General features: G+C 57.7%; 28 protein-coding genes and 1 tRNA gene. 19 read left to right on the top strand and 10 right to left on the bottom strand.

Going from position 1 to position 22,783, the window contains the following annotated elements:
- Window positions 1-2: 2 nt before the first annotated feature.
- The 11 genes from EDC30_RS07465 to tatC all read left to right on the top strand — a co-directional run bounded on the left by EDC30_RS07465 (window position 3) and on the right by tatC (window position 6,688).
- Window positions 3-788 (top strand): DNA-methyltransferase, encoded by a 786-nt coding sequence (locus EDC30_RS07465; RefSeq protein WP_132258207.1) that lies wholly within the window; start codon window positions 3-5, stop codon window positions 786-788.
- 194 nt (window positions 789-982) lie between these two features.
- Window positions 983-1,573, top strand: a complete 591-nt coding sequence (hisB, locus tag EDC30_RS07460) for an imidazoleglycerol-phosphate dehydratase HisB (protein WP_424446909.1) — start codon at window positions 983-985, stop codon at window positions 1,571-1,573.
- A gap of 62 nt (window positions 1,574-1,635) precedes the next feature.
- Window positions 1,636-2,274 carry an imidazole glycerol phosphate synthase subunit HisH gene (gene hisH, locus EDC30_RS07455; protein ID WP_132258205.1) on the top strand — a complete coding sequence of 213 codons (639 nt, stop codon included), beginning with the start codon at window positions 1,636-1,638 and terminating at the stop codon, window positions 2,272-2,274.
- A 49-nt stretch (window positions 2,275-2,323) separates the two neighbouring features.
- Window positions 2,324-3,094, top strand: coding sequence for a 1-(5-phosphoribosyl)-5-[(5-phosphoribosylamino)methylideneamino]imidazole-4-carboxamide isomerase (gene hisA / locus EDC30_RS07450; RefSeq protein WP_132258204.1), 771 nt, complete (start codon window positions 2,324-2,326; stop codon window positions 3,092-3,094).
- A gap of 35 nt (window positions 3,095-3,129) precedes the next feature.
- Entirely contained in the window at window positions 3,130-3,894 is a 765-nt protein-coding gene (hisF, locus tag EDC30_RS07445; RefSeq protein ID WP_132258203.1) for an imidazole glycerol phosphate synthase subunit HisF, read from the top strand.
- Window positions 3,891-4,286 carry a phosphoribosyl-AMP cyclohydrolase gene (gene hisI, locus EDC30_RS07440; protein WP_132258202.1) on the top strand — a complete coding sequence of 132 codons (396 nt, stop codon included), beginning with the start codon at window positions 3,891-3,893 and terminating at the stop codon, window positions 4,284-4,286. The genes hisF and hisI overlap by 4 nt, the downstream gene beginning before the upstream one ends.
- 12 nt (window positions 4,287-4,298) lie before the next feature.
- Complete coding sequence (locus EDC30_RS07435; protein ID WP_132258201.1) at window positions 4,299-4,667, top strand: phosphoribosyl-ATP diphosphatase; 369 nt, start codon at window positions 4,299-4,301, stop codon at window positions 4,665-4,667.
- A gap of 30 nt (window positions 4,668-4,697) precedes the next feature.
- Window positions 4,698-5,069 (top strand): histidine triad nucleotide-binding protein, encoded by a 372-nt coding sequence (locus tag EDC30_RS07430; protein WP_132258200.1) that lies wholly within the window; start codon window positions 4,698-4,700, stop codon window positions 5,067-5,069.
- A gap of 52 nt (window positions 5,070-5,121) precedes the next feature.
- Complete coding sequence (gene tatA / locus EDC30_RS07425; protein ID WP_132258199.1) at window positions 5,122-5,343, top strand: Sec-independent protein translocase subunit TatA; 222 nt, start codon at window positions 5,122-5,124, stop codon at window positions 5,341-5,343.
- A 31-nt stretch (window positions 5,344-5,374) separates the two neighbouring features.
- On the top strand, window positions 5,375-5,875 hold the full coding sequence (tatB, locus tag EDC30_RS07420; protein WP_132258198.1) for a Sec-independent protein translocase protein TatB: 501 nt from the start codon (window positions 5,375-5,377) through the stop codon (window positions 5,873-5,875).
- Window positions 5,876-5,905: 30 nt separating this feature from the next.
- Window positions 5,906-6,688 carry a twin-arginine translocase subunit TatC gene (tatC, locus tag EDC30_RS07415; RefSeq protein ID WP_132258197.1) on the top strand — a complete coding sequence of 261 codons (783 nt, stop codon included), beginning with the start codon at window positions 5,906-5,908 and terminating at the stop codon, window positions 6,686-6,688.
- Between the two features lie 13 nt (window positions 6,689-6,701).
- Here tatC and EDC30_RS07410 read toward each other — a convergent pair whose 3' ends face one another.
- Complete coding sequence (locus EDC30_RS07410) at window positions 6,702-7,379, bottom strand: DUF2461 domain-containing protein (protein WP_132258196.1); 678 nt, start codon at window positions 7,377-7,379, stop codon at window positions 6,702-6,704.
- A 25-nt stretch (window positions 7,380-7,404) separates the two neighbouring features.
- Entirely contained in the window at window positions 7,405-8,580 is a 1,176-nt protein-coding gene (locus EDC30_RS07405) for a Do family serine endopeptidase (protein ID WP_132258195.1), read from the bottom strand.
- A gap of 29 nt (window positions 8,581-8,609) precedes the next feature.
- Here EDC30_RS07405 and EDC30_RS07400 point away from each other — a divergent pair, with 29 nt between their 5' ends.
- Window positions 8,610-9,359, top strand: a complete 750-nt coding sequence (locus EDC30_RS07400; protein ID WP_132258497.1) for a Nif3-like dinuclear metal center hexameric protein — start codon at window positions 8,610-8,612, stop codon at window positions 9,357-9,359.
- Between the two features lie 28 nt (window positions 9,360-9,387).
- Here EDC30_RS07400 and mscL read toward each other — a convergent pair whose 3' ends face one another.
- The gene (gene mscL, locus EDC30_RS07395; protein ID WP_132258194.1) at window positions 9,388-9,810 is read right to left on the bottom strand and encodes a large conductance mechanosensitive channel protein MscL; all 423 of its coding nucleotides are present in this window, start codon (window positions 9,808-9,810) and stop codon (window positions 9,388-9,390) included.
- Window positions 9,811-10,064: 254 nt separating this feature from the next.
- On the opposite strand from mscL, the gene petA reads away from it, so the two are divergent.
- The 6 genes from petA to EDC30_RS07365 all read left to right on the top strand — a co-directional run bounded on the left by petA (window position 10,065) and on the right by EDC30_RS07365 (window position 14,184).
- The gene (gene petA / locus EDC30_RS07390; RefSeq protein ID WP_132258193.1) at window positions 10,065-10,673 is read left to right on the top strand and encodes a ubiquinol-cytochrome c reductase iron-sulfur subunit; all 609 of its coding nucleotides are present in this window, start codon (window positions 10,065-10,067) and stop codon (window positions 10,671-10,673) included.
- Window positions 10,673-12,079, top strand: coding sequence for a cytochrome b (locus tag EDC30_RS07385; RefSeq protein ID WP_207907244.1), 1,407 nt, complete (start codon window positions 10,673-10,675; stop codon window positions 12,077-12,079). Before petA ends, EDC30_RS07385 begins: the two co-directional genes overlap by 1 nt.
- Before the next feature lie 20 nt (window positions 12,080-12,099).
- Window positions 12,100-12,864: a cytochrome c1 gene (locus EDC30_RS07380; RefSeq protein ID WP_132258191.1), complete on the top strand. Its 765-nt coding sequence runs from the start codon at window positions 12,100-12,102 to the stop codon at window positions 12,862-12,864.
- A 78-nt stretch (window positions 12,865-12,942) separates the two neighbouring features.
- The gene (locus EDC30_RS07375) at window positions 12,943-13,554 is read left to right on the top strand and encodes a glutathione S-transferase N-terminal domain-containing protein (RefSeq protein WP_132258190.1); all 612 of its coding nucleotides are present in this window, start codon (window positions 12,943-12,945) and stop codon (window positions 13,552-13,554) included.
- A 33-nt stretch (window positions 13,555-13,587) separates the two neighbouring features.
- On the top strand, window positions 13,588-14,079 hold the full coding sequence (locus tag EDC30_RS07370; RefSeq protein ID WP_132258189.1) for a ClpXP protease specificity-enhancing factor: 492 nt from the start codon (window positions 13,588-13,590) through the stop codon (window positions 14,077-14,079).
- Between the two features lie 29 nt (window positions 14,080-14,108).
- Window positions 14,109-14,184 (top strand) — tRNA-Thr (locus EDC30_RS07365).
- A 56-nt stretch (window positions 14,185-14,240) separates the two neighbouring features.
- Here EDC30_RS07365 and EDC30_RS07360 read toward each other — a convergent pair.
- The 4 genes from EDC30_RS07360 to EDC30_RS07345 form a co-directional block, all read right to left on the bottom strand.
- A complete protein-coding gene (locus EDC30_RS07360; protein ID WP_132258188.1) occupies window positions 14,241-14,651 on the bottom strand; it encodes a hypothetical protein in 411 nt (136 codons plus the stop codon).
- A 30-nt stretch (window positions 14,652-14,681) separates the two neighbouring features.
- Window positions 14,682-15,287 (bottom strand): UbiX family flavin prenyltransferase, encoded by a 606-nt coding sequence (locus tag EDC30_RS07355; protein ID WP_424446905.1) that lies wholly within the window; start codon window positions 15,285-15,287, stop codon window positions 14,682-14,684.
- Window position 15,288: 1 nt separating this feature from the next.
- Window positions 15,289-15,600: a Grx4 family monothiol glutaredoxin gene (gene grxD / locus EDC30_RS07350; protein WP_132258187.1), complete on the bottom strand. Its 312-nt coding sequence runs from the start codon at window positions 15,598-15,600 to the stop codon at window positions 15,289-15,291.
- 68 nt (window positions 15,601-15,668) lie between these two features.
- On the bottom strand, window positions 15,669-18,011 hold the full coding sequence (locus EDC30_RS07345; RefSeq protein WP_132258186.1) for a Tex family protein: 2,343 nt from the start codon (window positions 18,009-18,011) through the stop codon (window positions 15,669-15,671).
- Between the two features lie 352 nt (window positions 18,012-18,363).
- Here EDC30_RS07345 and EDC30_RS07340 point away from each other — a divergent pair, with 352 nt between their 5' ends.
- On the top strand, window positions 18,364-20,187 hold the full coding sequence (locus tag EDC30_RS07340) for a sensor domain-containing diguanylate cyclase (protein ID WP_165973761.1): 1,824 nt from the start codon (window positions 18,364-18,366) through the stop codon (window positions 20,185-20,187).
- A gap of 4 nt (window positions 20,188-20,191) precedes the next feature.
- Here EDC30_RS07340 and prmC read toward each other — a convergent pair whose 3' ends face one another.
- From prmC to prfA, 3 genes are all read right to left on the bottom strand, one after another.
- Window positions 20,192-21,040 (bottom strand): peptide chain release factor N(5)-glutamine methyltransferase, encoded by an 849-nt coding sequence (prmC, locus tag EDC30_RS07335; RefSeq protein WP_243656691.1) that lies wholly within the window; start codon window positions 21,038-21,040, stop codon window positions 20,192-20,194.
- A gap of 10 nt (window positions 21,041-21,050) precedes the next feature.
- Complete coding sequence (locus tag EDC30_RS07330; protein ID WP_243656690.1) at window positions 21,051-21,527, bottom strand: disulfide bond formation protein B; 477 nt, start codon at window positions 21,525-21,527, stop codon at window positions 21,051-21,053.
- 65 nt (window positions 21,528-21,592) lie between these two features.
- Window positions 21,593-22,675, bottom strand: a complete 1,083-nt coding sequence (gene prfA / locus EDC30_RS07325; RefSeq protein ID WP_132258183.1) for a peptide chain release factor 1 — start codon at window positions 22,673-22,675, stop codon at window positions 21,593-21,595.
- Between the last annotated feature and the right edge of the window lie 108 nt (window positions 22,676-22,783).

The raw sequence follows: 22,783 nt of genomic DNA, 5'->3' as shown, positions 1-22,783 counted from the left end.
GCATGAGCGAGTGGCTCGACCGCGTCTATTGCGAAGATGCGCTCCAAGGCATGGCGCGCATCGAGGATGCCTCGGTCGATTTGATCATCGCCGATCCGCCTTATGGCCTGGGCAAGGATTACGGCAACGATTCCGACAAGCTCGACACCCAAGCCTATCTCGCCTGGATGGAGCAGTGGGTAGATATCGCGCTGCCCAAGCTGAAAGCCAACGGCAGCCTGTATATTTTCCTGACCTGGCGCTATTCGCCGGAAGTATTCGTGATGCTCAAGCAACGCATGATGATGGTGAATGAGATCATCTGGGACCGGCGCGTGCCATCGATGGGCGGTAGCACCCGGCGTTACTCGTCGGTGCACGACACCGTCGGTTTCTTCGCCAAGTCGAAGGATTACTATTTCGATCTCGACGCCGTGCGCATTCCCTACGATGAACAGACCAAGAAGGCGCGCACCCGGTCGATCTTCGTCGGCGCCAAATGGTTGGAGATGGGTTACAACCCCAAGGATGTCTGGAGCGTCTCGCGCCTGCACCGCGAGCATCGCGAGCGCGCCGACCACCCCACGCAGAAGCCGCTGGAAATCATCGAGCGCATGATCAAGGCTTCCTGTCCGTCGGGCGGCATGGTGCTGGACCCATTCATGGGCAGCGGCACTACCGCCGTCGCGGCTCGGCGCTGCGGACGGCACTTTACCGGATTCGAGTTGAATCCAACTTATTGTGAAATGATTCAGCGGCGCCTGGCCGAATTGCCCGCCGAGCCGACAGCGCCGGAAGCGGTGTCATAATGCCAAACTAGGCAATAAACATTACTTTAATTGCAATATTAATCGCTGTAATGCCGTTCATTTCATCTCTTGTAAGGTGTGGACAGAATTCCTGCCTAAAATATGGGTAAAATGCACGCATTATTACAAACTGGCCCATGGCTACGAGCCATGGCACCAAGCTAAATTTATTGTCCTTACAAAAGACCATGTCCATGCAACGCAGCGCGGAAGTCACGCGCAACACCAATGAGACGCAAATCCGCGTTGCCATCAACCTCGATGGCACGGGCCAGCAAAAGCTGAATACCGGCGTTCCTTTTCTCGACCACATGCTCGACCAGATCGCGCGCCATGGCTTGTTCGACCTGGACATCGAAGCCAAGGGCGACTTGCATATCGATGCGCACCACACTGTCGAGGATGTCGGCATTACCCTGGGACAGGCGTTTGCGAAGGCCGTTGGCGACAAGAAGGGCATCCGCCGTTACGGCCATGCCTATGTGCCGCTCGATGAAGCGTTGTCGCGCGTGGTGGTGGATTTGTCCGGACGTCCCGGCCTGGAGTTGCATGTGCCGTTTACCCGCGCAATGATCGGCGGCTTCGACGTCGACCTGACCGGCGAATTTTTCCGGGGCTTCGTCAACCACGCCCAAGTGACGCTGCATATCGATAATCTGCGTGGCACCAATGCTCATCATCAGTGCGAAACAGTGTTCAAGGCTTTCGGCCGTGCCCTGCGCATGGCAACTGAACGCGACGATCGTGCCGCCGGTACGATTCCTTCAACTAAAGGTAGTTTGTAGGAAGACCTAAACGATACGGCCCGAGGTCAAGTCCAAGGGTAACCGCGTTTACAAGCGTTATCATGAACAAAATTGTGGTGGTAGATTACGGTATGGGCAACTTGCGCTCGGTAGCGCAAGCCTTGCGCCATGCCGCGCCGGAAGCCGATGTGCGCATTTCTGGCGAGGCGGCGGATATCCGCAGTGCGGACCGGATCGTCTTGCCGGGGCAGGGCGCCATGCGCGACTGCATGCGCAGCCTGCGCGAATCCGGCGTGGAAGAAGCATTACTGGAGGCGGCGCGCAACAAGCCCTTGTTCGGCGTATGCGTCGGCGAGCAAATGCTGTTTGACCGTAGCGAGGAAGGCGATACGCCTTGTCTGGCACTGATGCCCGGTAAGGTCGTGCGCTTCCAGCTCGATGGCCAGCTGCAGCCGGATGGCTCGCGCTACAAGGTGCCGCAGATGGGCTGGAACCGGGTCAAGCAAGCCCGCCCGCATCCGCTGTGGCAAGGTATCGCCGACGACAGCTATTTTTATTTCGTGCACAGTTACTATGCCGTGCCGGATGCTGCCGACGATATTGTCGGGCAGACGGAATACGGCCAGGTATTCACTTGTGCCGTGGCGCGCGAAAATATTTTTGCAACACAGTTCCATCCTGAAAAAAGTGCTGCCGCAGGTTTGCGCCTGTACAAAAACTTCGTGGACTGGAACCCGTAAATTCCTTAACACTTAACATTCACTCACCAACAATAATTTACCGCTAGCCATGCTGCTCATACCTGCTATCGATCTCAAGGACGGTCACTGCGTACGCCTCAAGCAAGGTGATATGGACCAGGCCACCGTGTTTTCCGATGACCCCGCCAAGATGGCGCGGCACTGGCTGGAACAGGGCGCGCGCCGCCTGCACCTGGTGGATTTGAATGGCGCATTCGCCGGCACGCCGAAAAATGCTTCGGCCGTGAAATCGATCATTCGCATGGTGCAGGAATTCGCCGTGGAGAACGATATCGAAGAAATCCCGGTGCAACTGGGCGGCGGCATCCGCGACCTCGACACCATCGAGCGCTACCTGGACGGCGGCCTGTCATACGTCATCATCGGCACGGCGGCGGTGAAAAGCCCGGGTTTCCTGCACGATGCCTGCAGCGCCTTTCCCGGCCAGATCATCGTCGGGCTGGACGCCAAGGATGGCAAGGTGGCGACCGATGGCTGGAGCAAGCTGACCGGTCATGAAGTCATCGACCTGGCGAAAAAATTCGAAGACTACGGCGTCGAATCGATTATCTATACCGACATCGGCCGCGACGGCATGATGGGCGGCGTGAATATCGATGCAACCGTCAAGCTCGCGCAAAGCGTGACGATTCCCATCATCGCTTCCGGCGGCGTGCATAGCATCAAGGACGTCGAGGCGCTGTGCGCAGTCGAATCCGAAGGCATCGAAGGCGTCATCTGCGGCCGTTCGATTTACGAAGGCACGCTGGACTTGCGCAGCGCGCAGGAACTCGCCGACGAACTCGCCGACGCTGAATAATCCAAGCAACACGTATCAAGGTTAAACGAAGTTTTATGGCGCTGGCTAAACGCATCATTCCCTGTCTTGACGTTACCGCAGGCAGGGTCGTCAAGGGCATCAATTTCGTCGAACTGCGCGATGCCGGTGACCCCGTCGAGATTGCGCGCCGCTATGACGATCAGGGCGCCGACGAAATCACTTTTCTCGACATCACCGCGACCTCCGACGAGCGCGATCTTATCCTGCACATCATCGAAGCCGTGGCGTCGCAGGTATTTATCCCGCTGACCGTGGGTGGCGGCGTGCGTGCGGTGGAAGATGTGCGCCGGCTCCTGAACGCCGGCGCCGACAAGGTCAGCATGAATAGCGCCGCTGTGGCGAATCCTCAACTGGTGTATGAATCGGCGCAAAAATACGGCTCGCAATGCATCGTCGTGGCGATCGACGCCAAGCAGGTAAGCGAAGGCCGCTGGGAAGTTTTCACGCATGGCGGCCGCAAGGCCACCGGCATCGATGCCGTCGAGTGGGCGAAAAAGATGGAACAGCTGGGCGTAGGCGAGTTACTCCTGACCAGCATGGATCGCGATGGCACCAAGAGTGGCTTCGATCTGGCGCTGACCCGCGCGGTGTCGGACGCCGTCAACGTGCCGGTGATTGCATCCGGCGGCGTCGGCGGCTTGCAGGATCTGGCCGACGGCATTACCCAGGGCCATGCCGATGCCGTGCTGGCTGCCAGCATCTTCCACTATGGTCAGCATACCGTCAGTGAAGCCAAGCGCTTCATGGCCGAGCGCAACATTCCGGTGAGGCAGGTATGAGCGCCAGCGATAAATGGCTCAACCATGTCAAATGGGATGAGCAGGGATTGGTCCCCGTCATTGCGCAGGAAGTCGGCAGCAACGATGTGCTGATGTTTGCCTGGATGAATCGCGACGCTCTTGCCAAAACGTTTGAACTAGGCGAAGCCGTCTACTGGAGCCGTTCGCGCAAAAAGCTTTGGCACAAGGGTGAGGAATCCGGCCACACGCAAAAAGTCCATGAAATCCGCCTCGATTGCGACCAGGACGTGGTATTGCTGAAAGTCGAACAGGCTGGCGGCATTGCATGCCACACTGGCCGCCATTCCTGCTTCTTTGAAAAGCTCGAGGCCGGCGGCGAGTGGCAAGCGGTCGAGCCAGTCTTGAAAGACCCGGAAAGCATTTACAAATAGAGTCCCGACATCATGAGCGATACCCTGAACCGCTTGGCAGCCGTGATCGAATCGCGCAAGCTGGCCAATGGCGGCGATCCCGACAAATCCTATGTGTCGCGCCTGTTTTCCAAGGGCGACGATGCGATCTTGAAGAAGGTCGGTGAAGAAGCGACCGAGACGGTCATGGCAGCCAAGGATGTGCGCGGTGGCGCTGATGCATCCAAGCTGCTGTACGAATGCGCCGACCTGTGGTTCCATTCGATGATCATGCTGGCGCAATTCAACCTGACGCCTCAGGATGTGCTGGATGAACTGGCGCGCCGCGAAGGCATTTCCGGCATCGAGGAAAAAGCCAGCCGCAAGCTCAAGACCCGCGAGCAGGATGAAGGTCAGGACTGACGGACATTAGCCATTCATAAAGGATCAGGCGTGGATAACTGTATTTTCTGCAAGATTGCGGCTAAACAAATTCCATCGAAAACCATCTATGAGGATGATGACGTCATTGCCTTTCATGACATCAATCCTGCTGCTCCGGTCCATTTTTTAATCATCCCGAAACAACATGTCGCAACACTTGCGGATTGCAATGAAAGCCATGCCGCATTGTTGGGTAAAATGATGTTGCTGGCACCGAAGCTGGCCAAGGAACAGGGTTGCGGCTATACGCCTGCCGCTGAAGGTCCGGGGCAGGGTGGTTTCCGCACCCAGTTCCACATCGGACCCGATGGCGGTCAAGAGGTGTACCATCTGCATTTGCATGTGCTGGGTGGTCCGCGTCCCTGGCGCGGCATCCGTTAAACGAGTAAGTTACTGACATTGGGACGCAAGGCGTTCCGCGAGGAGAAGCAACATGGGTTCCATGAGTATTTGGCACTGGCTGATTGTTCTGGTAGTGGTCATGCTGATTTTTGGCACCAAAAAACTGGGCAACATCGGTTCCGACCTGGGCAAGGCCGTCAAGGGTTTCAAGGATGGCGTCAAGGGTGAGGAAGACCAGCCTGCCGCACCGCCGCAGCAAGTCGCCGACAAGAGCACGATCGATGTCGAAGCTCGCGAAAAAAACAAGGCTTGATCATTTTGATTCCTGAGGTCGGCGTCCTTCCATGATCGATATTGGACTGACCAAAATCGCTCTGATCGGCGTGGTGGCGCTGGTGGTGATCGGCCCCGAGAAGCTGCCGCGTGTCGCTCGCATGGCTGGCTCGCTTTTCGGCCGGGCGCAGCGTTACATGAATCAGGTGAAAGCCGAAGTCAGCCGCGAGATCGAGCTGGACGAATTGCGCAAGATGCAGCAGGAAATGCGCGAGGCCGCCGATGAAGTCAAGCGAGATGTGGAAGACGCCGAGCGGACTATCCACAGTGCCGTCAGTGAAGCAAACGAAGCCGCCATGGAGCGGCAGTCCCTGCTGGACCCGCCGACGCCGGAAAGCCTGACCGAAAAAGCCAGGACCTTCCGCAAGAAAAAACTGCTTCGTTCTTCCAGCATTCCCTCCTGGTACAAGCGGCAGACCGGCCACAGGACTCGTGTTCTTTCGGCAGCCGGGCGCGTGGCCAAATACCGGCCAGCTTCTGCCGCACGCAAATCCCAGGCCTTTTTCCATTGATGCCGGCCGCTATCGTGCAGTCGCAATACCATGACTGAAGACCAAGACTTCGCCGACGTCAAAGACTCGTTCATCTCGCACCTGATCGAGCTACGCAACCGCATCATGAAGGCATCGGCAGGCGTGCTGATCGTCTTCGGTATCCTGATGCTCACGCCAGGTCCGGGCGCCATTTACGATTTTCTGGCGCACCCCATGATCGCCGCGCTGCCGCCGGGATCGAAGTTGATCGCCACCGGCGTCATCACGCCTTTCCTGGTGCCGATGAAAATCACCTTGCTTGCGGCTTTCATCGTTGCGCTGCCATGGGTGCTGTACCAGGCGTGGGCGTTCATTGCGCCGGGCTTGTATGCACACGAAAAGCGCCTGGTGGCGCCGCTGGTGATTTCAACCTCGGTATTGTTCCTGATCGGCGTGGCATTTTGCTATTTCCTCGTGTTCGGCCAGGTCTTCAAATTCATCTATAACTTCGCGCCGCAGTCAATCTCCTTTGCGCCGGATATCGAAAACTACCTCGATTTTGTCATGACCATGTGCCTGGCTTTTGGCATTACCTTTGAAGTGCCGATCGTGGTGATCGTGCTGGTGCGCATGGGTATCGTTTCCGTCGAAAAGCTCAAGGCGATCCGTCCCTACGTCATCGTGGCGGCATTCGTGCTGGCGGCGATCGTTACGCCACCGGATATCATGAGCCAGCTCTTCCTGGCCGTGCCGTTGTGCCTACTTTATGAAGTGGGCTTAATGGTGGCGCCGATTTTTGTCCGGGCTACGCAAGCACCGGAAGAATCGGAAAATCCGGAAGGAACGGTCTGAAGGGCGTCGCCATTCAGACCAAGGGAATTTGCCGCAGCCAGCTTACCAGCGGGTAGGCATCACGAAAGCTGCTCAATAATTCCTTTTTCAGATCCTTCGGGATATTGCCGCGGATATCGCTTTCCTTCCACACGATGAAGCTCTTGAGCTTGATGGCTTCGATGTGCGGGATGTCGGGATCGAAACCCTTGGGTGGCCGTGCAAGCTTGTCTTCTTCCTGCAAGCCGCCAAAACCCTGCACCAGTTTTTTATTCTTCAGCAGCTGGGCAAAACCATCGGCATCATCGATGACTTGCTGGCGAATCGCCCGTAAGCGCTGCGGCGGCGGCAGATATTCGCCACCCGCCACCAGCAGTTCACCATCGGCGTTGATGTGGAAGTAATACGCCGGTCCGCCGCCCTGGCTGGGTTTTTTCATGCCGCTGGCAGTGATGGACGCGGCAAAGTGGGTCTTGTAAGGGATTTTTTCGCGAGCAAAGCGCAAGTCGCGGTTAATCCGGAATAAGGCTTTTCGCGGATTGCAATCCGCGACGGCCGGATCGAACTTGGCAATGCCGGCAATCAGCTCGGTCACCAGTTCCAGAAATTCCGCGCGCAGGATATCGTAGCGCGGCTTGTTCATGACAAACCAGGCGCGATTATTGTTCTCTGCCAGTTCGGCGAGGAATTGGGTCAGGTCGCGTACGTGCATATCCGGCTATCCTTGTGCGACGGGCTTATTCGTCGCTTTCTTCACGGCGGATGACGGGGCGCTTGCCAACCAACACGTCCAGGCTGGTCTGCTCGTTCTTGCGCAAGATCGTCATCTTTGCTTTATTGCCAGGCTTGAGCTGGGCAATCAAATTCAGCATTTCGGTCGTATCGTTGACGACGTGGCCATCGACGGCAATCAGGATGTCGCCCGGGCGAATGCCGGCGCGATCCGCAGGGCCGCCGCGCAGCACGCCGGCGATGATGGTGCCAGTCTTTTGCTTCAGGCCGAAGCTTTCCGCCAGTTCGGGCGTGATGTCCTGCGGTTCGACGCCGATCCAGCCGCGCACCACCTGGCCCGTGCTGATGATGGAATCCATCACGGTTTTGACGGTGGTGACAGGGATGGCAAAGCCGATGCCGAGCGAGCCGCCCGAGCGTGAATAGATGGCCGTATTGATGCCCAGCAGATTGCCATTCGTGTCGATCAGCGCGCCTCCCGAATTGCCCGGATTGATGGCGGCATCGGTTTGAATGAAATTTTCGAACGTGTTAATGCCCAGGTGGCTGCGTCCCAGCGCGGAGACGATGCCCATGGTCACGGTCTGACCAACGCCGAAAGGATTGCCGATGGCGAGCACGACATCGCCCACCTTCAATTGTTCGGCGCGGCCCAGGGTAATGGCCGGCACGTTATCCAGATTGATTTTAATGACAGCCAGATCGGTTTCCGAATCGGTGCCGACGACCTTGCCGGCTGCCTTGCGGCCATCGGCAAGCGCCACTTCGATTTCATCGGCGGCTTCGACGACATGGTTGTTGGTGAGGATATAGCCTTGCGGACTGACGATGACGCCGGAACCCAGGCTGAACTGCTTCTCATCCTGCTCTTCCAGGCGGTCACCGAAAAAGCGGCGGAACAGCGGGTCGTCCAGCATCGGGTTGCGCTGGCGTGACGCCTTGGAAGTATAGATGTTGACGACGGAAGGCATGGCGCGCCGCGCGGCGTCGCGATAAGAGCCTTGCGTAGGCGATAGGCCGGCTGGAGCTTCCTGTACCGGTACGGTAGACCAGTTCAGGTTGACCTTTTCAGATTTGCCTAACATGCGGCCCGCCCATTCGGGCTTCAGTGTCGCTACAATGAACCAGATCGCCAGAACAACCGTAACAGTCTGGGCAAACAATAACCAATAACGTCGCATAAAAGGCAGGAAGTATGGAAAAGCGGATAGTGAAAAGGGATGAAATCGATAATTATTTGGCACAACTGCTAAATATCGCACGTTTCCGCGATTATTGCCCAAACGGTCTGCAGGTGGAAGGGCGCGACCATATCGGTTCCATAGTCAGCGGCGTCACTGCCAGCCAGGCGCTGATCGAGGCTGCGGTTGACGCAGGTGCGGATGCCATTCTGGTGCATCACGGTTATTTCTGGCGCGGCGAGGATGCGCGCATCGTCGGCATCAAGCAGCGTCGCATTGCCCGGCTGCTGAAGCACGATCTCAACCTGTTTGCCTATCATCTGCCACTGGATATGCATCCCGAACTTGGCAATAACGCGCAACTCGCAAGACAGCTTGGCTTGCAGGCGGATGGACGTTTTGGCGAGGATGAGCTTGGCTGGTTGGGAAGGGCACCGGTCGATGTGGCGACAGTCGGGGATCTGGCGCGGCTGGTTGAAACAGCGCTCGGTCGCGCCCCGCAAGTAATCGGGGACCCGGCGCAACCGCTGGGCCGCATCGGTTGGTGTACCGGCGCTGCTCAAAACATGTTAGGTGACGCAATTAGCGCCGGGGCGACTGCTTATCTGAGCGGAGAAATCTCCGAGCCGACCGTGCATCTCGCCCGCGAAACCGGCGTGGCGTATCTGGCGTGCGGCCACCATGCAACCGAGCGGTATGGCGTACAAGCACTCGGTGAGCACCTGGCCGAGCATTTCGGCATCAGCCATCGCTTCATTGACATTCCCAACCCAGTCTAGCAATCCGGGTCGGATGCATGGGTAGGCCTTACTTCTTCAGCGAATCGCGAATTTCCCGCAGCAGCAGGATGTCTTCCGGCGTGGCAAGCGCGGTTTCGGCCGGGGCTTCCGGTTCGCGCTTCTTGGCTCTATTGATCAGGCGCACCATCAGAAAAATAATGAACGCCAAAATGATGAAATTCAGCAAAATCGTCAGGAAATTGCCGTAAGCAAACACCGCCCCGAGCTTTTTGGCCTCAGCCAACGGTAGCTGTGTGCCTTGATTGTTCAAGGGAAGGTAATAGCTGGAAAAATCCAGGCCGCCTAACAATCTGCCAACCAATGGCATGATGAGGTCTTGCACTACCGAATCGACGATCCGGCCAAACGCGCCGCCAATGATCACAGCCACGGCCAAATCGACCACATTGCCTTTGACGGCGAACTCTTTGAATTCCTGCATCATTCCCATGGTTACGACTCCTTCCTATATAAAAATAAGCGAGGATTTTAACCTTATTGCATCAAAAACGACGTAAATGCAGTTAATTCCAATATGGTGCAGCCCAAATGGCGAAGCCTGCACAGGTTCGTAAAGCGGGCGAAAAGCATGCCGAAATATTTCCATAATTGGAATTTCTTTGAAACGAAGCATGACTTCGTTATAATTTAATGTTGCTAGAAGTTTCGTGCAGCTTTCGCAATTTGACTATATCGGGGTAGGGTATGAGTAACGAAAAGCAGGTCGATTCAGGCCGGCGCGGATTGCTTGTCGCCACATGTGCGGCAGGAGGCGTGGCTGGTTTGGCCACGGCCGGAGCGTTTGTGTCCACCTTTCAGCCATCCGAGCGCGCCAAGGCCGCTGGAGCGCCGGTGGAAGTAGATATCTCGGACCTGGCTCCGGGACAAATGAAAACCGTCGAATGGCGCGGCAAGCCGGTATGGGTATTGCGCCGCACGCCGGAAATGATCGCGGAATTGCCGAAGCTGGATAGCAAGCTCGCCGACCCCAAGTCGCAGCGTAACCCGGATGAATTCACGCCGGAATATGCTCGCAACGAGACCCGCTCGATCAAGCCGGAATATCTGGTTGCCATCGGCATCTGCACCCACCTGGGCTGCTCGCCGACGACCAAGCTGCAAGCCGGCCCGCAGCCTTCGCTGCCGGATGACTGGCAAGGCGGCTTCCTGTGCCCCTGCCATGGTTCGATTTTCGACGTTGCCGGACGCGTGTACAAGAACGTTCCTGCGCCGGACAACCTCCCGGTGCCGCGCCACATGTATCTTTCCGACACCAAGCTGGTGATCGGCAAGGATGAGAAAGGGGAAGCGTAATCATGGCATTCGTAGAGAAAAAACTCCCTGCCGATGCGCCCGTATCCGCCAAGGCGCTGAACTGGGTCGATGCCCGCTTCCCGTTGTCGAAGCTGTGGAATGACCAGTGGGGCAAGTACTACGCTCCGAAAAACTTCAACGTCTGGTACCTGTTCGGCTCGCTGGCCATGCTGGTGCTGGTGATCCAGATCGTTACCGGTATTTTCCTGGTCATGCACTACAAGCCGGATGCCAACCTGGCGTTCGCTTCGGTCGAATACATCATGCGCGATGTGCCCTGGGGCTGGCTGGTGCGCTACATGCACTCCACCGGGGCCTCGGCCTTCTTCATCGTGGTCTACCTGCACATGACCCGTGGTCTGCTGTACGGCTCCTACCGCAAGCCGCGCGAGCTGATCTGGCTGTTCGGTGTCGGCATCTTCCTGTGCCTGATGGCCGAAGCCTTCTTCGGCTACCTGCTGCCGTGGGGCCAGATGTCGTACTGGGGCGCGCAGGTGATCGTCAACCTGTTCGGCGCAATCCCGTTCATCGGCCCGGATCTGTCGCTGTGGATCCGCGGTGACTACGTCGTGTCCGACGCGACCCTGAACCGCTTCTTCTCGTTCCACGTGATCGCCATTCCGCTGGTGCTGTTGGGTCTCGTGGCGGCTCACCTGATCGCGCTGCACGAAGTGGGTTCGAACAACCCGGACGGCATCGAAGTCAAGGATACGCTTGGTGCGGATGGTCATCCGATCGACGGCATTCCTTCGCATCCGTATTACACCTTCAAGGATTTGTTCGGGGTGGCCTGCTTCCTGGCGATCTTCTCGGCCGTGGTGTTCTTTGCGCCGGAAATGGGGGGCTACTTCCTGGAGTACAACAACTTCATCCCGGCTGATCCGCTGAAGACGCCGCCGCATATCGCGCCGGTCTGGTACTTCACGCCGTTCTACTCGATCCTGCGTGCGACCACTTCCGACTTCATGATCTGGCTGCAGGCTGGCATCGCTGCCTATGTCGCGCTGGTCTGGCTGCGCACGAAGCTGCCCGCTAAGATCAAGCTGGCGGCTGCCGTGATCGGTGTCGTGGTGATCATCGCCATGTCGATTTTCGACGCCAAGTTCTGGGGCGTCGTGCTGATGGGCGTGTCGGTGCTGATCATGGCTGCCTTGCCGTGGCTGGATCACTCGCCGGTGAAATCGATCCGTTATCGTCCGGACTGGCACAAGTATGTCTACGCCATCTTCGGCGTAGCCTTCCTGGTGCTGGGCTATCTGGGTGTGCAGCCGCCGACCGCTGGCCGTACCCTGGTTTCGCAGATCTGCACCTTCATCTATTTCGGCTTCTTCCTGCTGATGCCGTGGTGGAGCGCGATGGGCCAGTTCAAGCCGGTCCCCAGCCGCGTGACTTTCCATCCGCACTAAGCTGCAAAGGATAAAACAATATGAAATTGCTGAAAAAATTACTTGCAGCCTTGGCGTTTGCGCCGGCCGTTGCGCTGGCGGCTGGCGGCGGTTTTCCTCTGGATGCCGCGCCGGACCATACGCGCGATCTGGCATCCCTCCAGAACGGCGCCAAGATTTTCGTCAACTATTGCTTGAACTGCCATGCTGCATCGAACATGCGCTACAACCGCATGCGCGATATCGGTTTGACAGACGAGCAAATCAAAAACAACCTGCTTTTTGCGGGTAATAAAGTTGGCGACCTGATGACAGTCACCCTGTCGGCAAAAGATGCCAAGGAATGGTTCGGCGCCGCACCGCCGGACTTGTCGGTAATTGCCCGTGCTAAAGCATCTGCCGAAGGCAGCGGCCCTGACTGGCTGTATACGTACCTGCGCACTTTCTACAAGGACGATACCCGCCCGACCGGCTGGAACAACATGGTATTCCCGAACGTCGGTATGCCACATGCCTTATGGGAATTACAAGGCATTCGCACTGCCAAGTTCGAGGAAGCCAAGGATCCGCACGATCATTCCAAGACCATTCACCGCTTTGCCGGGTTCGAACAAGTCAAGCCGGGTAAATTGTCTAATCTGGAATATGACCGTGACGTAGCCGACCTCGTCAGCTTCATGACCTGGATGGCTGAGCCGGTTCAGGATACCCGCCGCCGCCTTGGCGTCTGGGTGTTCCTGTTCCTGTCCGTTTTTGCTTTCCTGGCTTGGTTACTGAACCGTTCGTACTGGAAAGAAGTCAAATAAGCTTATAGCCCCTTAAAGGGCAGTTGAATCGGGGTGAGCGCACGCGTCTCACCCCTTTGTTTCTAAGGAACTGCAACCATGATGGTTCTCTATTCGGGCACGACCTGCCCATTTTCTCAGCGTTGCCGTCTTGTCCTGTTTGAAAAGGGCATGGATTTTGAAGTACGTGATGTTGATCTCTTTAACAAGCCGGAAGATATTTCGGTGATGAATCCGTATGGTCAGGTGCCGATCCTGGTGGAGCGCGACCTGATCCTGTATGAGTCGAATATCATCAACGAATATATCGATGAACGTTTCCCGCATCCTCAGCTGATGCCGGCTGATCCGCTCATGCGTGCCCGCGCTCGCTTGATGCTGTTCAATTTTGAAAAAGAATTGTTCATCCACGTGCATACGCTGGAAAATGACAAGGGCAAATCCGGCGATAAAGCGCTGGAAAAGGCCCGTGCTGAAATTCGTGACCGCCTGACGGAACTGGCACCTTTGTTCTTGAAAAACAAATACATGCTGGGTGACGAATTCTCCATGCTGGATGTCGCGATTGCGCCCTTGCTCTGGCGTCTTGATCATTACGGCATCGAGCTGTCGAAAACGGCTGCGCCGCTGATGAAATATGCGGAACGGATTTTCTCCCGCCCGGCGTATATCGAAGCACTGACCCCGTCCGAGAAAGTAATGCGCCGCTGATTTGCGGTTTTAATTCCATAGCGATTGCATAGCATGTCCGAAACATCGACCAAACCCTATTTGGTGCGTGCCATTTACGAATGGTGCACAGATAATGGCTATACGCCTTATCTGGCGGTGATGGTCGATGGCCGTACCCGCGTGCCGATGCAATTCGTGAAGAATGGCGAAATTGTTCTGAACATTAGTTTCGATGCCACCAGCGGGTTGAAGATGGATAATGACTTCATCCATTTCAGCGCGCGTTTTGGTGGCGTATCGCGCGATATCGTCATCCCGGTGGAAAACGTGATTGCGATCTATGCGCGCGAGAATGGCCAGGGCATGGCATTCGACGTCGTGAGGCCTTCTCCCGATGAAGTTCAGGCAATGGAAGGCGAGATCGATAGCGCCACGCGCACGGAGCCGACCAGTCTGACTTCCGTGCCGACGCCTTCGGAAAACAAGCCGGAAGGCACTTCTCCTGATGGAAATGATGAGCCACCAAAAAAAGGTGGTCGTCCGACACTGACGCGGATTAAATAATCCAGTACAATACGCGCTCTTTCAGTTTCGCCGGCTTAGCTCATCTGGTAGAGCACCTGACTTGTAATCAGGGGGTGGCGGGTTCAAGTCCTGCAGCCGGCACCAAATAAAAAGCTTACGTCCCTTCGGGTACGTAAGCTTTTTTCATATGCGTCGCTGATTCAGGAATGCGTCGCTGGCGCTGGCGCAGGCAGGAAGGCAAAGCGGCCCTGCAAGCGGAAAGTGGCTTCGACTGCCTTGACTGCGGTCCACGAGATCATGAGGGCCAGCGCAAGGTTCTTGCCGCCTTCAATCGCCACGCCGGAATTGATCGCCAGCGTGATGCTCATGTTGATCAATGCGTACAGTGCCAACGCCACCGCAGCGCCACGGCTCTTCCAGCGCAGCAGACAAAAGCCTCCTACAGCGAGGACGACAGCGTGCCCGAATAGGGACGGACCGTATTTCCATGCAAAAGCCGCTTGCACGACCGCCCAGAACAGCATAGCGAAGGCACATTCACGCGCCATGCTGGATGCCGCCTCACGATCGCCAATTTTCCTGAGCCATGCGCCGTATTTGTTGTCTGCCATTTTCTTTAATTCGTTAATGCGAGGCGTCGTCTACGCTTCACCGCCGCGCATGCCTTGCCAGCGCGGCGCCAGTTCGTGCGAGATATCGAATAAGTCCAGTACTCGAGCCAGCGTATGGTCGACCATGTCTTCGATGCTTTGCGGTTGATGGTAAAACGCCGGCAAAGGCGGAAAAATAATGCCGCCCATTTCGGTTACCGCCGTCATGTTGCGCAAGTGCGCAAGGTTGAAAGGGGTTTCCCGCACCATCAGGACAAGCCGGCGACGCTCTTTCAATACGACGTCTGCCGCACGTGTAATGAGATTGTCGGCAAGGCCATGTGCAACCGCCGCCAGGGTTTTCATGGAGCAGGGAGCGACGACCATGCCATCGGACTGAAAGGAGCCGCTGGCAATCGATGCGCCGACATCGCGCACGTTATGGATCACATGCGCCAGGCTTTCGACAGCCTTGCGGCTAAGTCCCAGTTCCTGATGCAGATTGAGCACGCCGGCTTCCGATACGAGCAGGTGCGTCTCAATGCCGGGAATGGTGCGGAGAATTTGCAGCAGGCGTACGCCGTACACGGCGCCGGTGGCGCCGGTAATGGCGACGATCAGCCGTCGCGACTTCGCTGCGGCGGCTGGCAGTGTCACATCAGTCCTTCAGCAGCGTTTGCAGTTCGCCCGATTCAAACATTTCAGACATGATGTCGGAGCCGCCGATGAATTCACCCTTGACGTACAGCTGCGGGATGGTCGGCCAGTTGGAATAATCCTTGATGCCCTGGCGGACTTCCGGGTTTTCCAGCACGTTGACGGTGACGATATCGTTGGCGCCGGCCGCTTTGAGCAGTTGCACCGCGCGACTGGAAAAGCCGCATTGCGGAAATTGCGCCGTGCCTTTCATGAACAGCACCACCGGGTGCTGGGTAACGGTTTCTTTGATCCAGTTTTGTACATCGCTCATGGCTGCCTCTCTAAAGTTGGTTTCGCCATTATAAAAGTATCCCGCTTCAGTTGCAGGTCGGTTGCAGCTCAGGACTTCAGCTTGGCAAATGCTGCCGCCATTGCACTATTCATCGCCGGCTCACGCACGTTCTGATGCTGCGCAAGACGTTTGGCATCGTTGCGGTCGCCGCGCTGCGCAGGCTTGGCGCCGGATTGTGGCGGCGTGTCGGTCAGGCGCATGGTCAAGGCAATGCGTTTCCGCTTTTCATCGACTTCCAGCACTTTGACTTTCACTACCTGGCCCGCCTTGACGACCGAATGCGGGTCCTTGACGAAGGTATTCGACAGGGCGGAAATATGCACCAGGCCATCTTGGTGCACGCCGATATCGACGAAGGCGCCGAAGGCTGCCACGTTCGTGACAACGCCTTCGAGGATCATGTCCGGACGCAGGTCCCTGATTTCCTCGACGCCTTCCTTGAAGGTGGCCGTGGTGAATTCCGGGCGGGGATCGCGGCCGGGCTTCTCCAATTCCTTCAAGATATCGGTGATGGTCGGGACGCCGAATTTTTCATCGGCGTACTTGGCCGGCTGAATCGTCTTCAGCAAACCGGCTTCACCGATCACGCTTTTCACATCTTTCTTGATATCGGCGAGGATCTTTTCCACCAATGGATAGGATTCCGGGTGCACCGCCGAGGCATCGAGCGGATTCTCGCCGCCCATGATGCGCAGGAAACCCGCAGCTTGTTCAAAGGTCTTGTCGCCCAGGCGCGGTACGGCGCGCAGATCGGCGCGCGAGCGAAACATGCCTTTCATGTCGCGATAGCTGACGATGCTTTGCGCGACACTGCCATTCAGGCCGGACACGCGCGCCAGCAGCGGCGCCGACGCGGTGTTCACATCGACGCCGACGGCGTTGACGCAATCCTCCACCACGGCGTCGAGCGAACGGGCCAGTTGCGACTGGCTGACATCGTGCTGGTACTGGCCGACGCCAATCGACTTCGGATCGATCTTGACCAGTTCGGCAAGCGGGTCTTGCAAGCGACGCGCAATCGAGACGGCGCCGCGCAGGGACACGTCCAGTTCCGGCAATTCCTTGGAAGCGAATTCGGACGCCGAATACACCGAGGCGCCGGCTTCGGAAACCACGATCTTGGTGAGCTTGAGTTCCGGGCGCAGCTTGATCAAGTCTTGCGCCAACTTGTCGGTTTCGCGTGAAGCGGTGCCATTGCCGATCGAGATGAGCGACACCTTGTGCTTTTCGGCGAGTTGCGACAGTGTGTGGAGCGAGCCGTGCCAGTCATTGCGCGGCTGGTGCGGGTAGATGGTGGCGGTATCGACCACCTTGCCGGTGGCGTCGACCACCGCGACTTTTACGCCGGTGCGCAAGCCCGGGTCCAGGCCCATGGTGGCGCGCGGGCCGGCAGGCGCGGCCAGCAGCAAGTCCTTCAGGTTACGGGCGAAGACATGGATGGCTTCCGTTTCCGCTTCTTCGCGCAACTTGGTCATCAATTCGGTTTCCAGGTGCATGAAGACTTTCACGCGCCAGGCCCAGCGCACGGTATCCGAAAGCCACTTGTCGGCCGGGCGGCCCTGGTTGGCGATGCCAAACTGCTTGGCGATGCGGCCTTCACATGGATTATGCGGCGCGTCCCACTTCGGCTTTTCCTCTTCCGAATCGAGACGCAGCGATACATTCAGGATTTCTTCGCGACGACCACGGAACAGCGCCAGCGCGCGGTGCGAAGGCATGGTGCCGAGCGTTTCGGAATAGTCGAAGTAATCGGCAAATTTTTCACCGGCTTCCTGCTTACCCTCGACGACCTTGGATTCGACCACGCCATGTTCGGTCAGGTATTCGCGCAGCGACTGCAGCAGGCCGGCATCTTCGGCAAAGCGCTCCATGAGGATTTGGCGGGCGCCGTCGAGCGCGGCTTTGGCATCGGCCACGCCGGGATTGTCGCCATTGGCGGTAGTGAACGCCGGCTTCAGATACTTGGCGGCTTCTTCTTCCGGATTCAAATTCGGGTTGGTCAGCAACGCATCGGCCAGTTCCGTCAGGCCGGCTTCCGCTGCAATCTGAGCCTTGGTGCGGCGCTTGGGCTTGTAGGGCAGGTAGAGGTCTTCCAGGCGGGTCTTGTCTTCGGCATGGGTGATGGCATCCAGCAGGGCGGGTGTCATCTTGCCTTGTTCCTCGATGGAGGCGATCACGGCTGCGCGGCGGTCTTCCAGTTCGCGCAGATAACGCAGGCGCTCTTCCAGCAGGCGCAGTTGGGTATCATCCAGCCCGCCGGTAGCTTCCTTGCGGTAGCGGGCGATGAAGGGAACGGTGGCGCCTTCGTCCAGGAGAGCGATGGCGGCGGCAACCTGGGCCGGCTTGGCGACAAGTTCTAGTGCAAGGCGTTGTTCAATCGAGGGCAGCATGAATTGATACGAGGTAATGAAACAAGCTGGACATGATACGCAATTCGTGTGAAATCGCCAGTCTTGACAAGGGCTGGCATGCGACTCCGGGACGCTGAAGACCGCGCAATGGGGTGTATGAAATTGCGCATGCGTTTATTTCTCGGTAAAAATATTGAGCTATACTGCCTGTTAATGTGACAGGCAGTGAACATCTGCGTATGTCCCGGATTTTCAGCGGCGCCATGGTGCGCTGCGAGGGTTTTGCCGGGCCTGGTCACTAGCTCCTGGTATGGCAGATGTCATTTTTAAAATGATAAGAAAAATCGTAAATATAGTTTTCTGCCTGCCTTGCTTTTTCGTCATCGCACTCTTGTTTTCGATTGGTGCGCAGGCGAGTTCAGCGCCGGTTGTTCTGGATGCCGACACTGGCCGCTATGCAGTCTCCAGTCAGCTGGAGTATGTTGAAGATGCCTCCGGCAAGCTGACGTTTGAGGAGATACGCGCTGCGGCGGGTACAAGGGGGTTTCAACCCGTCAACGCTTCCACGCCGAGCTTTGGCTTCACTTCCTCCAGCATGTGGTTCCGTTTCACAATCGAGAATCGCTCGGCCCGGTTCAAGGACTGGCTGCTTGAGGTGTTGTATCCGCCGCTCGACCATGTGGATATTTACCTGGTTGCGCCGGACGGCTCGCATGCGGTCATGCGCGGCGGCGACCGCCGCCCCTTCGATGCACGCGCAATCAAAGAGCGCAATATCAACTTTCTGCTGGAGGTCCAGCCTGGTGACAGCCGGGATGTGTATGTCAATGTCCGCACCAACAGCTCCATGCAATTGCCGCTCGTGTTGTGGAATATGCCGACCTATATTGAAGCAAAGGAGCACGAGCAGCACCTGATGGGTCTTTTCTACGGCATCCTGGCCGGCCTGTTCGTCTTCAACCTGGTCCTGTTCCTTTCCACGCGCGATAAGCCCTATCTCTATTACGTCAGCTACCTCCTGGCCTTCTTCCTGTTCCAGGCGACGTTGCATGGTCTGACTTACGAATACCTCTGGCCGGATGCGCCCGCATGGGCCAACACGGCGCTGCCAATTTTCCTTTGCATGGGCTCCATCGGCGTGACGGAGTTCACCCGCTCCTTCCTGGACATCGGCAAGAATTTCCCGCGCCTGAACCACTTTTTCACGGCCTTCTTGCTCATCTCGGTGGCGACAGCCGCCGCCGCGTTCTTTGCACCGTATCCATTGGTGATCCGCCTGGGCACATTGGAAGGCGTGATCGCCAGCGTGATGGCATTCGCCACTGGCTGCTACGCGCTGGCCAAAGGGGTCAAGCCGGCGCGCTATTTCATGATCGCCTGGTCCGTGTTTCTGATTGGCTCCCTCCTGTATGCCCTGAAGACCTTCGGCCTGCTGCCATCGGTATTCATCACCAATTATGGTCAGCAAATCGGTTCGGCGCTGGAAGTGATCCTGCTGTCCATGGCGCTGGCCGACCGCTTGCGTATCCTGAAGGAGGAGAATGAACGGATCCAGCGCCAGGCCACGACGGAACTGGAAACGCGCGTGCAGGAACGTACCCGCGAGCTTGACGCCGCCTTGCAGAAACTCGCTGACGCCAACAAGGCCTTGCATGAATTGAATCTGGTCGATCCGCTCACCGGCATCAAGAACCGCAAGTTCTTTAACGAACGCTATGCCGAGGAATGGCGCCGCGCCATGCGCCAGCAATATCCCATCGCGCTCATCATGGTGGATATCGATCACTTCAAGTCGATCAATGACCGTTACGGCCATCTGTGCGGCGACGTCTGCATCAAGGCCGTGGCGAATGTATTGCAGGGCTCGCTCAGGCGGCCATCGGATCACGCGGCGCGTTACGGCGGCGAAGAGTTTTGCCTGATTATTCCGCACGGCGATGCGGCAGGAGTTGCCGCGCTGGCGGAAGAGGTGCGGTCGCGCGTGCAGGAGCGGGTAGTGGAATTCGACGACAAGCGCTTGCATCTGACCGTGAGCGTGGGCATTGGCATCATGGTGCCAATGCCGGACGATAATTCCGATACGCTCATCGCCAGGGCGGACGCCGCCTTATACGAGGCCAAGAAGCTTGGCCGCAATCAGGTGCGGATGGATACGCACTGCCAGATGGATCAGGATGCAGCCTCGCCAGAATCTGCGGGCGTGACGGCAGTCTAAGCCTTCAGGTCTTCAAGCAGCCGCCGGAAACCCGTTCGATATCCGCCAGGTCTCGCCAGCTTTGCACCTTGCCGAATCCTTGTTTTGTCAGCAAGTCACGCACGGCTTGGGCCTGATCGTAGCCATGCTCCATCAACAGCCAGCCGGCATCAGCCAAATGCTGACCGGCGCCGGCGACAATGGTGGCAAGGTCCGACAGGCCGTCGGCATGATCGGTCAGCGCATCCACCGGCTCGAAACGCAAATCGCCTTGGGCAAGATGCGGGTCGTTCTTTTCAATATAAGGCGGGTTGGCGACGATGACATCGAAAATTTCCCGGCCAAGGGCGCTATACCAATCGCTATGCAGGAAGCTCACCCTGGCGTGATTGCGTTCGGCATTGCCGCGCGCGACTTCCAGCGCCTCATGGCTGGCGTCGAGGGCGGTCACATTCGCATCCGGGCGCTGATGGGCAATGGCCACTGCGATGGCGCCGGAGCCGGTGCCAAGGTCGAGCACGCGCCCATTTGGCGGCAGGCGTTCCAGCGCCAGCTCCACCAGCAACTCCGTCTCCGGACGGGGAATCAACACAGCCGGGGTAACGGTGAAGGGCAGACCAAAGAATTCGCGCTGGCCGACGATGTAGGCAATCGGCTCACCGGCCAGGCGACGGCGGACAAGCTCCTTCAGGGCATTAGCTTCGGCGTCGGTCAGGGAGCGGTCGGCTTGCGTGATCAATTGCACCCGCGTTAATCCCAGCGTATGGCTGGCAAGGATACGGATCTCTAATGCGGGCAGCGGAATATTGCGTAAGGCAGCCGCCAGCGTATCGCCGGCGGCCAGCGTGAATGGAGAGCGGGGTTCGTGAGGCACGGCGGCAGGATCAACGCCGGCGCTTGAAAGCTGTCCAGCCGAGCACGATGGCGAAGATGGCGAACCAGACCGTCGACCATTGGGCGACCGACAAGCCGAGCAATGGCGGATATTGGGTAGTGCACAAGCCATCGGCCTTGAATACCGCAGGCAGCAACTCTGCCAGGAACACCTTGTTCAGCGACGTTTCCAGCGGATCGATGCCGCAAGAGACATTTGGATTGGCTTGTACCCACAGCAGCCAGCTTCCCGCACCGATGCCACCCAGCGATGTCAGAAAACCCAGGCCGGCGCCGGCACGCGCAGCGCCTTGCGGCAGGAAGGCCGCAATCAGGCAGATCAGCGCGATGGCGGCGAAAATATAGCGCTGAATGATGCACCAGGGGCAGGGTAGCATGCCCTTGTTGAATTGCAGATAAAGCGCCGCACCCAGCAGGGCGATGGCGGCGATGGCAACGCCGAGCAAGACAAGTTTGGTTTGTTTCATCGCGATTCCATTTCGTTTGTTATGGTGGCTTTGGCAGCATCTGAGGCTGCGCTTGCCTATCCTATTTATGCTCCCTCACCGAGTTCGGCCAGCAACTCGGCCTGATGCTCGGCGGCGAGAGCCGTCGTCAACTCTTCCAGGTCGCCATCCATGATGAAGTCGAGCTTGTACAGCGTCAGGTTGATGCGGTGGTCAGTCATGCGGCCTTGCGGGAAATTATACGTGCGAATGCGTTCGCTGCGGTCGCCCGAGCCGATGAGCGACTTGCGCGTGGCCGCTTCCTTGGCTTGTTGCTCGCGCATCTGGACATCCTTGATGCGCGCTGCCAATACCTTCATGGCTTGCGCCTTGTTCTTGTGCTGGCTGCGGTCGTCCTGGCATTCGACCACGATGCCGGTCGGCAGGTGAGTTATGCGTACCGCCGAATCGGTCTTGTTGATGTGCTGGCCGCCGGCGCCCGAAGCGCGGAAAGTGTCGATACGCAGGTCCGCCTGATTGATATTGACGTCTTCCACTTCATCGGCTTCCGGCATCACCGCCACCGTGCAGGCGGAAGTATGAATGCGGCCCTGCGTTTCGGTGGCCGGCACGCGCTGCACACGATGGCCGCCCGACTCGAACTTCAACTTCGAGTAGGCGCCAAAGCCGACGATGCGCACGATGACTTCCTTGTATCCGCCAACTTCAGAGGGAGACTCGGAAATCAGCTCGACTTGCCAACGATTGCGTTCGGCATAGCGCGTGTACATGCGCAGCAGATCGCCGGCAAAGAGCCCCGCTTCGTCGCCGCCGGTGCCGGCGCGGATTTCCAGGAAAATATTGCGCTCGTCATTCGGATCTTTCGGCAGCAGCATCTTTTGCAAATCGACTTCCAGCTGTTCCATGCGCGCCTTTGCCGCCGCGATTTCTTCCTGTGCGAATTCCTTCATGTCCGGGTCGGCCAGCAATTCCTGCGCAGTTTGCACATCCTTGTCGGCCTGGACGTAGGCGTTGTACACCTCGACCAGCGGCCCCAGTTCGGCGTGCTCGCGCGAGAGCTTGCGGTAATTATCCATGTCGGCCGTCGCGTTTTCCTGCGACAGCAGGTCGTTGACTTCCGCCAGGCGGTGGGTGAGCTGATCGAGTTTGGCAAGCAGCGAAGGTTTCATTGGTGTATCCAGTCTGGGTGCTGGGTGAATCAAGGAATCTCGGACAAGGAATCGTGCAAATTAGACGCGATCCCGAAAGGGAAGTGGCCGATATCGGCCAGGCAGCGC

It is taken from the genome of Paucimonas lemoignei, assembly GCF_004342585.1.
Taxonomy (GTDB): Bacteria; Pseudomonadota; Gammaproteobacteria; order Burkholderiales; family Burkholderiaceae_D; genus Paucimonas; species Paucimonas lemoignei.
The sequence above is the reverse complement of the archived record's forward strand: the minus strand, read 5'-3'. Positions and strand labels throughout refer to the sequence as shown.

Coding starts and splice junctions, on each gene's coding strand:
- petA (WP_132258193.1), top strand. CDS start 10,065: ATGAGTAACGAAAAGCAGGTCGATTCAGGCCGGCGCGGATTGCTTGTC.
- EDC30_RS07435 (WP_132258201.1), top strand. CDS start 4,299: ATGAGCGATACCCTGAACCGCTTGGCAGCCGTGATCGAATCGCGCAAG.
- hisH (WP_132258205.1), top strand. CDS start 1,636: ATGAACAAAATTGTGGTGGTAGATTACGGTATGGGCAACTTGCGCTCG.
- EDC30_RS07465 (WP_132258207.1), top strand. CDS start 3: ATGAGCGAGTGGCTCGACCGCGTCTATTGCGAAGATGCGCTCCAAGGC.
- tatB (WP_132258198.1), top strand. CDS start 5,375: ATGATCGATATTGGACTGACCAAAATCGCTCTGATCGGCGTGGTGGCG.
- prfA (WP_132258183.1), bottom strand. CDS start 22,675: ATGAAACCTTCGCTGCTTGCCAAACTCGATCAGCTCACCCACCGCCTG.
- grxD (WP_132258187.1), bottom strand. CDS start 15,600: ATGAGCGATGTACAAAACTGGATCAAAGAAACCGTTACCCAGCACCCG.
- EDC30_RS07370 (WP_132258189.1), top strand. CDS start 13,588: ATGTCCGAAACATCGACCAAACCCTATTTGGTGCGTGCCATTTACGAA.
- hisI (WP_132258202.1), top strand. CDS start 3,891: ATGAGCGCCAGCGATAAATGGCTCAACCATGTCAAATGGGATGAGCAG.
- hisF (WP_132258203.1), top strand. CDS start 3,130: ATGGCGCTGGCTAAACGCATCATTCCCTGTCTTGACGTTACCGCAGGC.
- hisA (WP_132258204.1), top strand. CDS start 2,324: ATGCTGCTCATACCTGCTATCGATCTCAAGGACGGTCACTGCGTACGC.
- EDC30_RS07375 (WP_132258190.1), top strand. CDS start 12,943: ATGATGGTTCTCTATTCGGGCACGACCTGCCCATTTTCTCAGCGTTGC.
- EDC30_RS07405 (WP_132258195.1), bottom strand. CDS start 8,580: ATGCGACGTTATTGGTTATTGTTTGCCCAGACTGTTACGGTTGTTCTG.
- EDC30_RS07380 (WP_132258191.1), top strand. CDS start 12,100: ATGAAATTGCTGAAAAAATTACTTGCAGCCTTGGCGTTTGCGCCGGCC.
- tatC (WP_132258197.1), top strand. CDS start 5,906: ATGACTGAAGACCAAGACTTCGCCGACGTCAAAGACTCGTTCATCTCG.
- hisB (WP_424446909.1), top strand. CDS start 983: ATGCAACGCAGCGCGGAAGTCACGCGCAACACCAATGAGACGCAAATC.
- EDC30_RS07410 (WP_132258196.1), bottom strand. CDS start 7,379: ATGCACGTACGCGACCTGACCCAATTCCTCGCCGAACTGGCAGAGAAC.
- EDC30_RS07345 (WP_132258186.1), bottom strand. CDS start 18,011: ATGCTGCCCTCGATTGAACAACGCCTTGCACTAGAACTTGTCGCCAAG.
- mscL (WP_132258194.1), bottom strand. CDS start 9,810: ATGGGAATGATGCAGGAATTCAAAGAGTTCGCCGTCAAAGGCAATGTG.
- EDC30_RS07360 (WP_132258188.1), bottom strand. CDS start 14,651: ATGGCAGACAACAAATACGGCGCATGGCTCAGGAAAATTGGCGATCGT.
- EDC30_RS07330 (WP_243656690.1), bottom strand. CDS start 21,527: ATGAAACAAACCAAACTTGTCTTGCTCGGCGTTGCCATCGCCGCCATC.
- tatA (WP_132258199.1), top strand. CDS start 5,122: ATGGGTTCCATGAGTATTTGGCACTGGCTGATTGTTCTGGTAGTGGTC.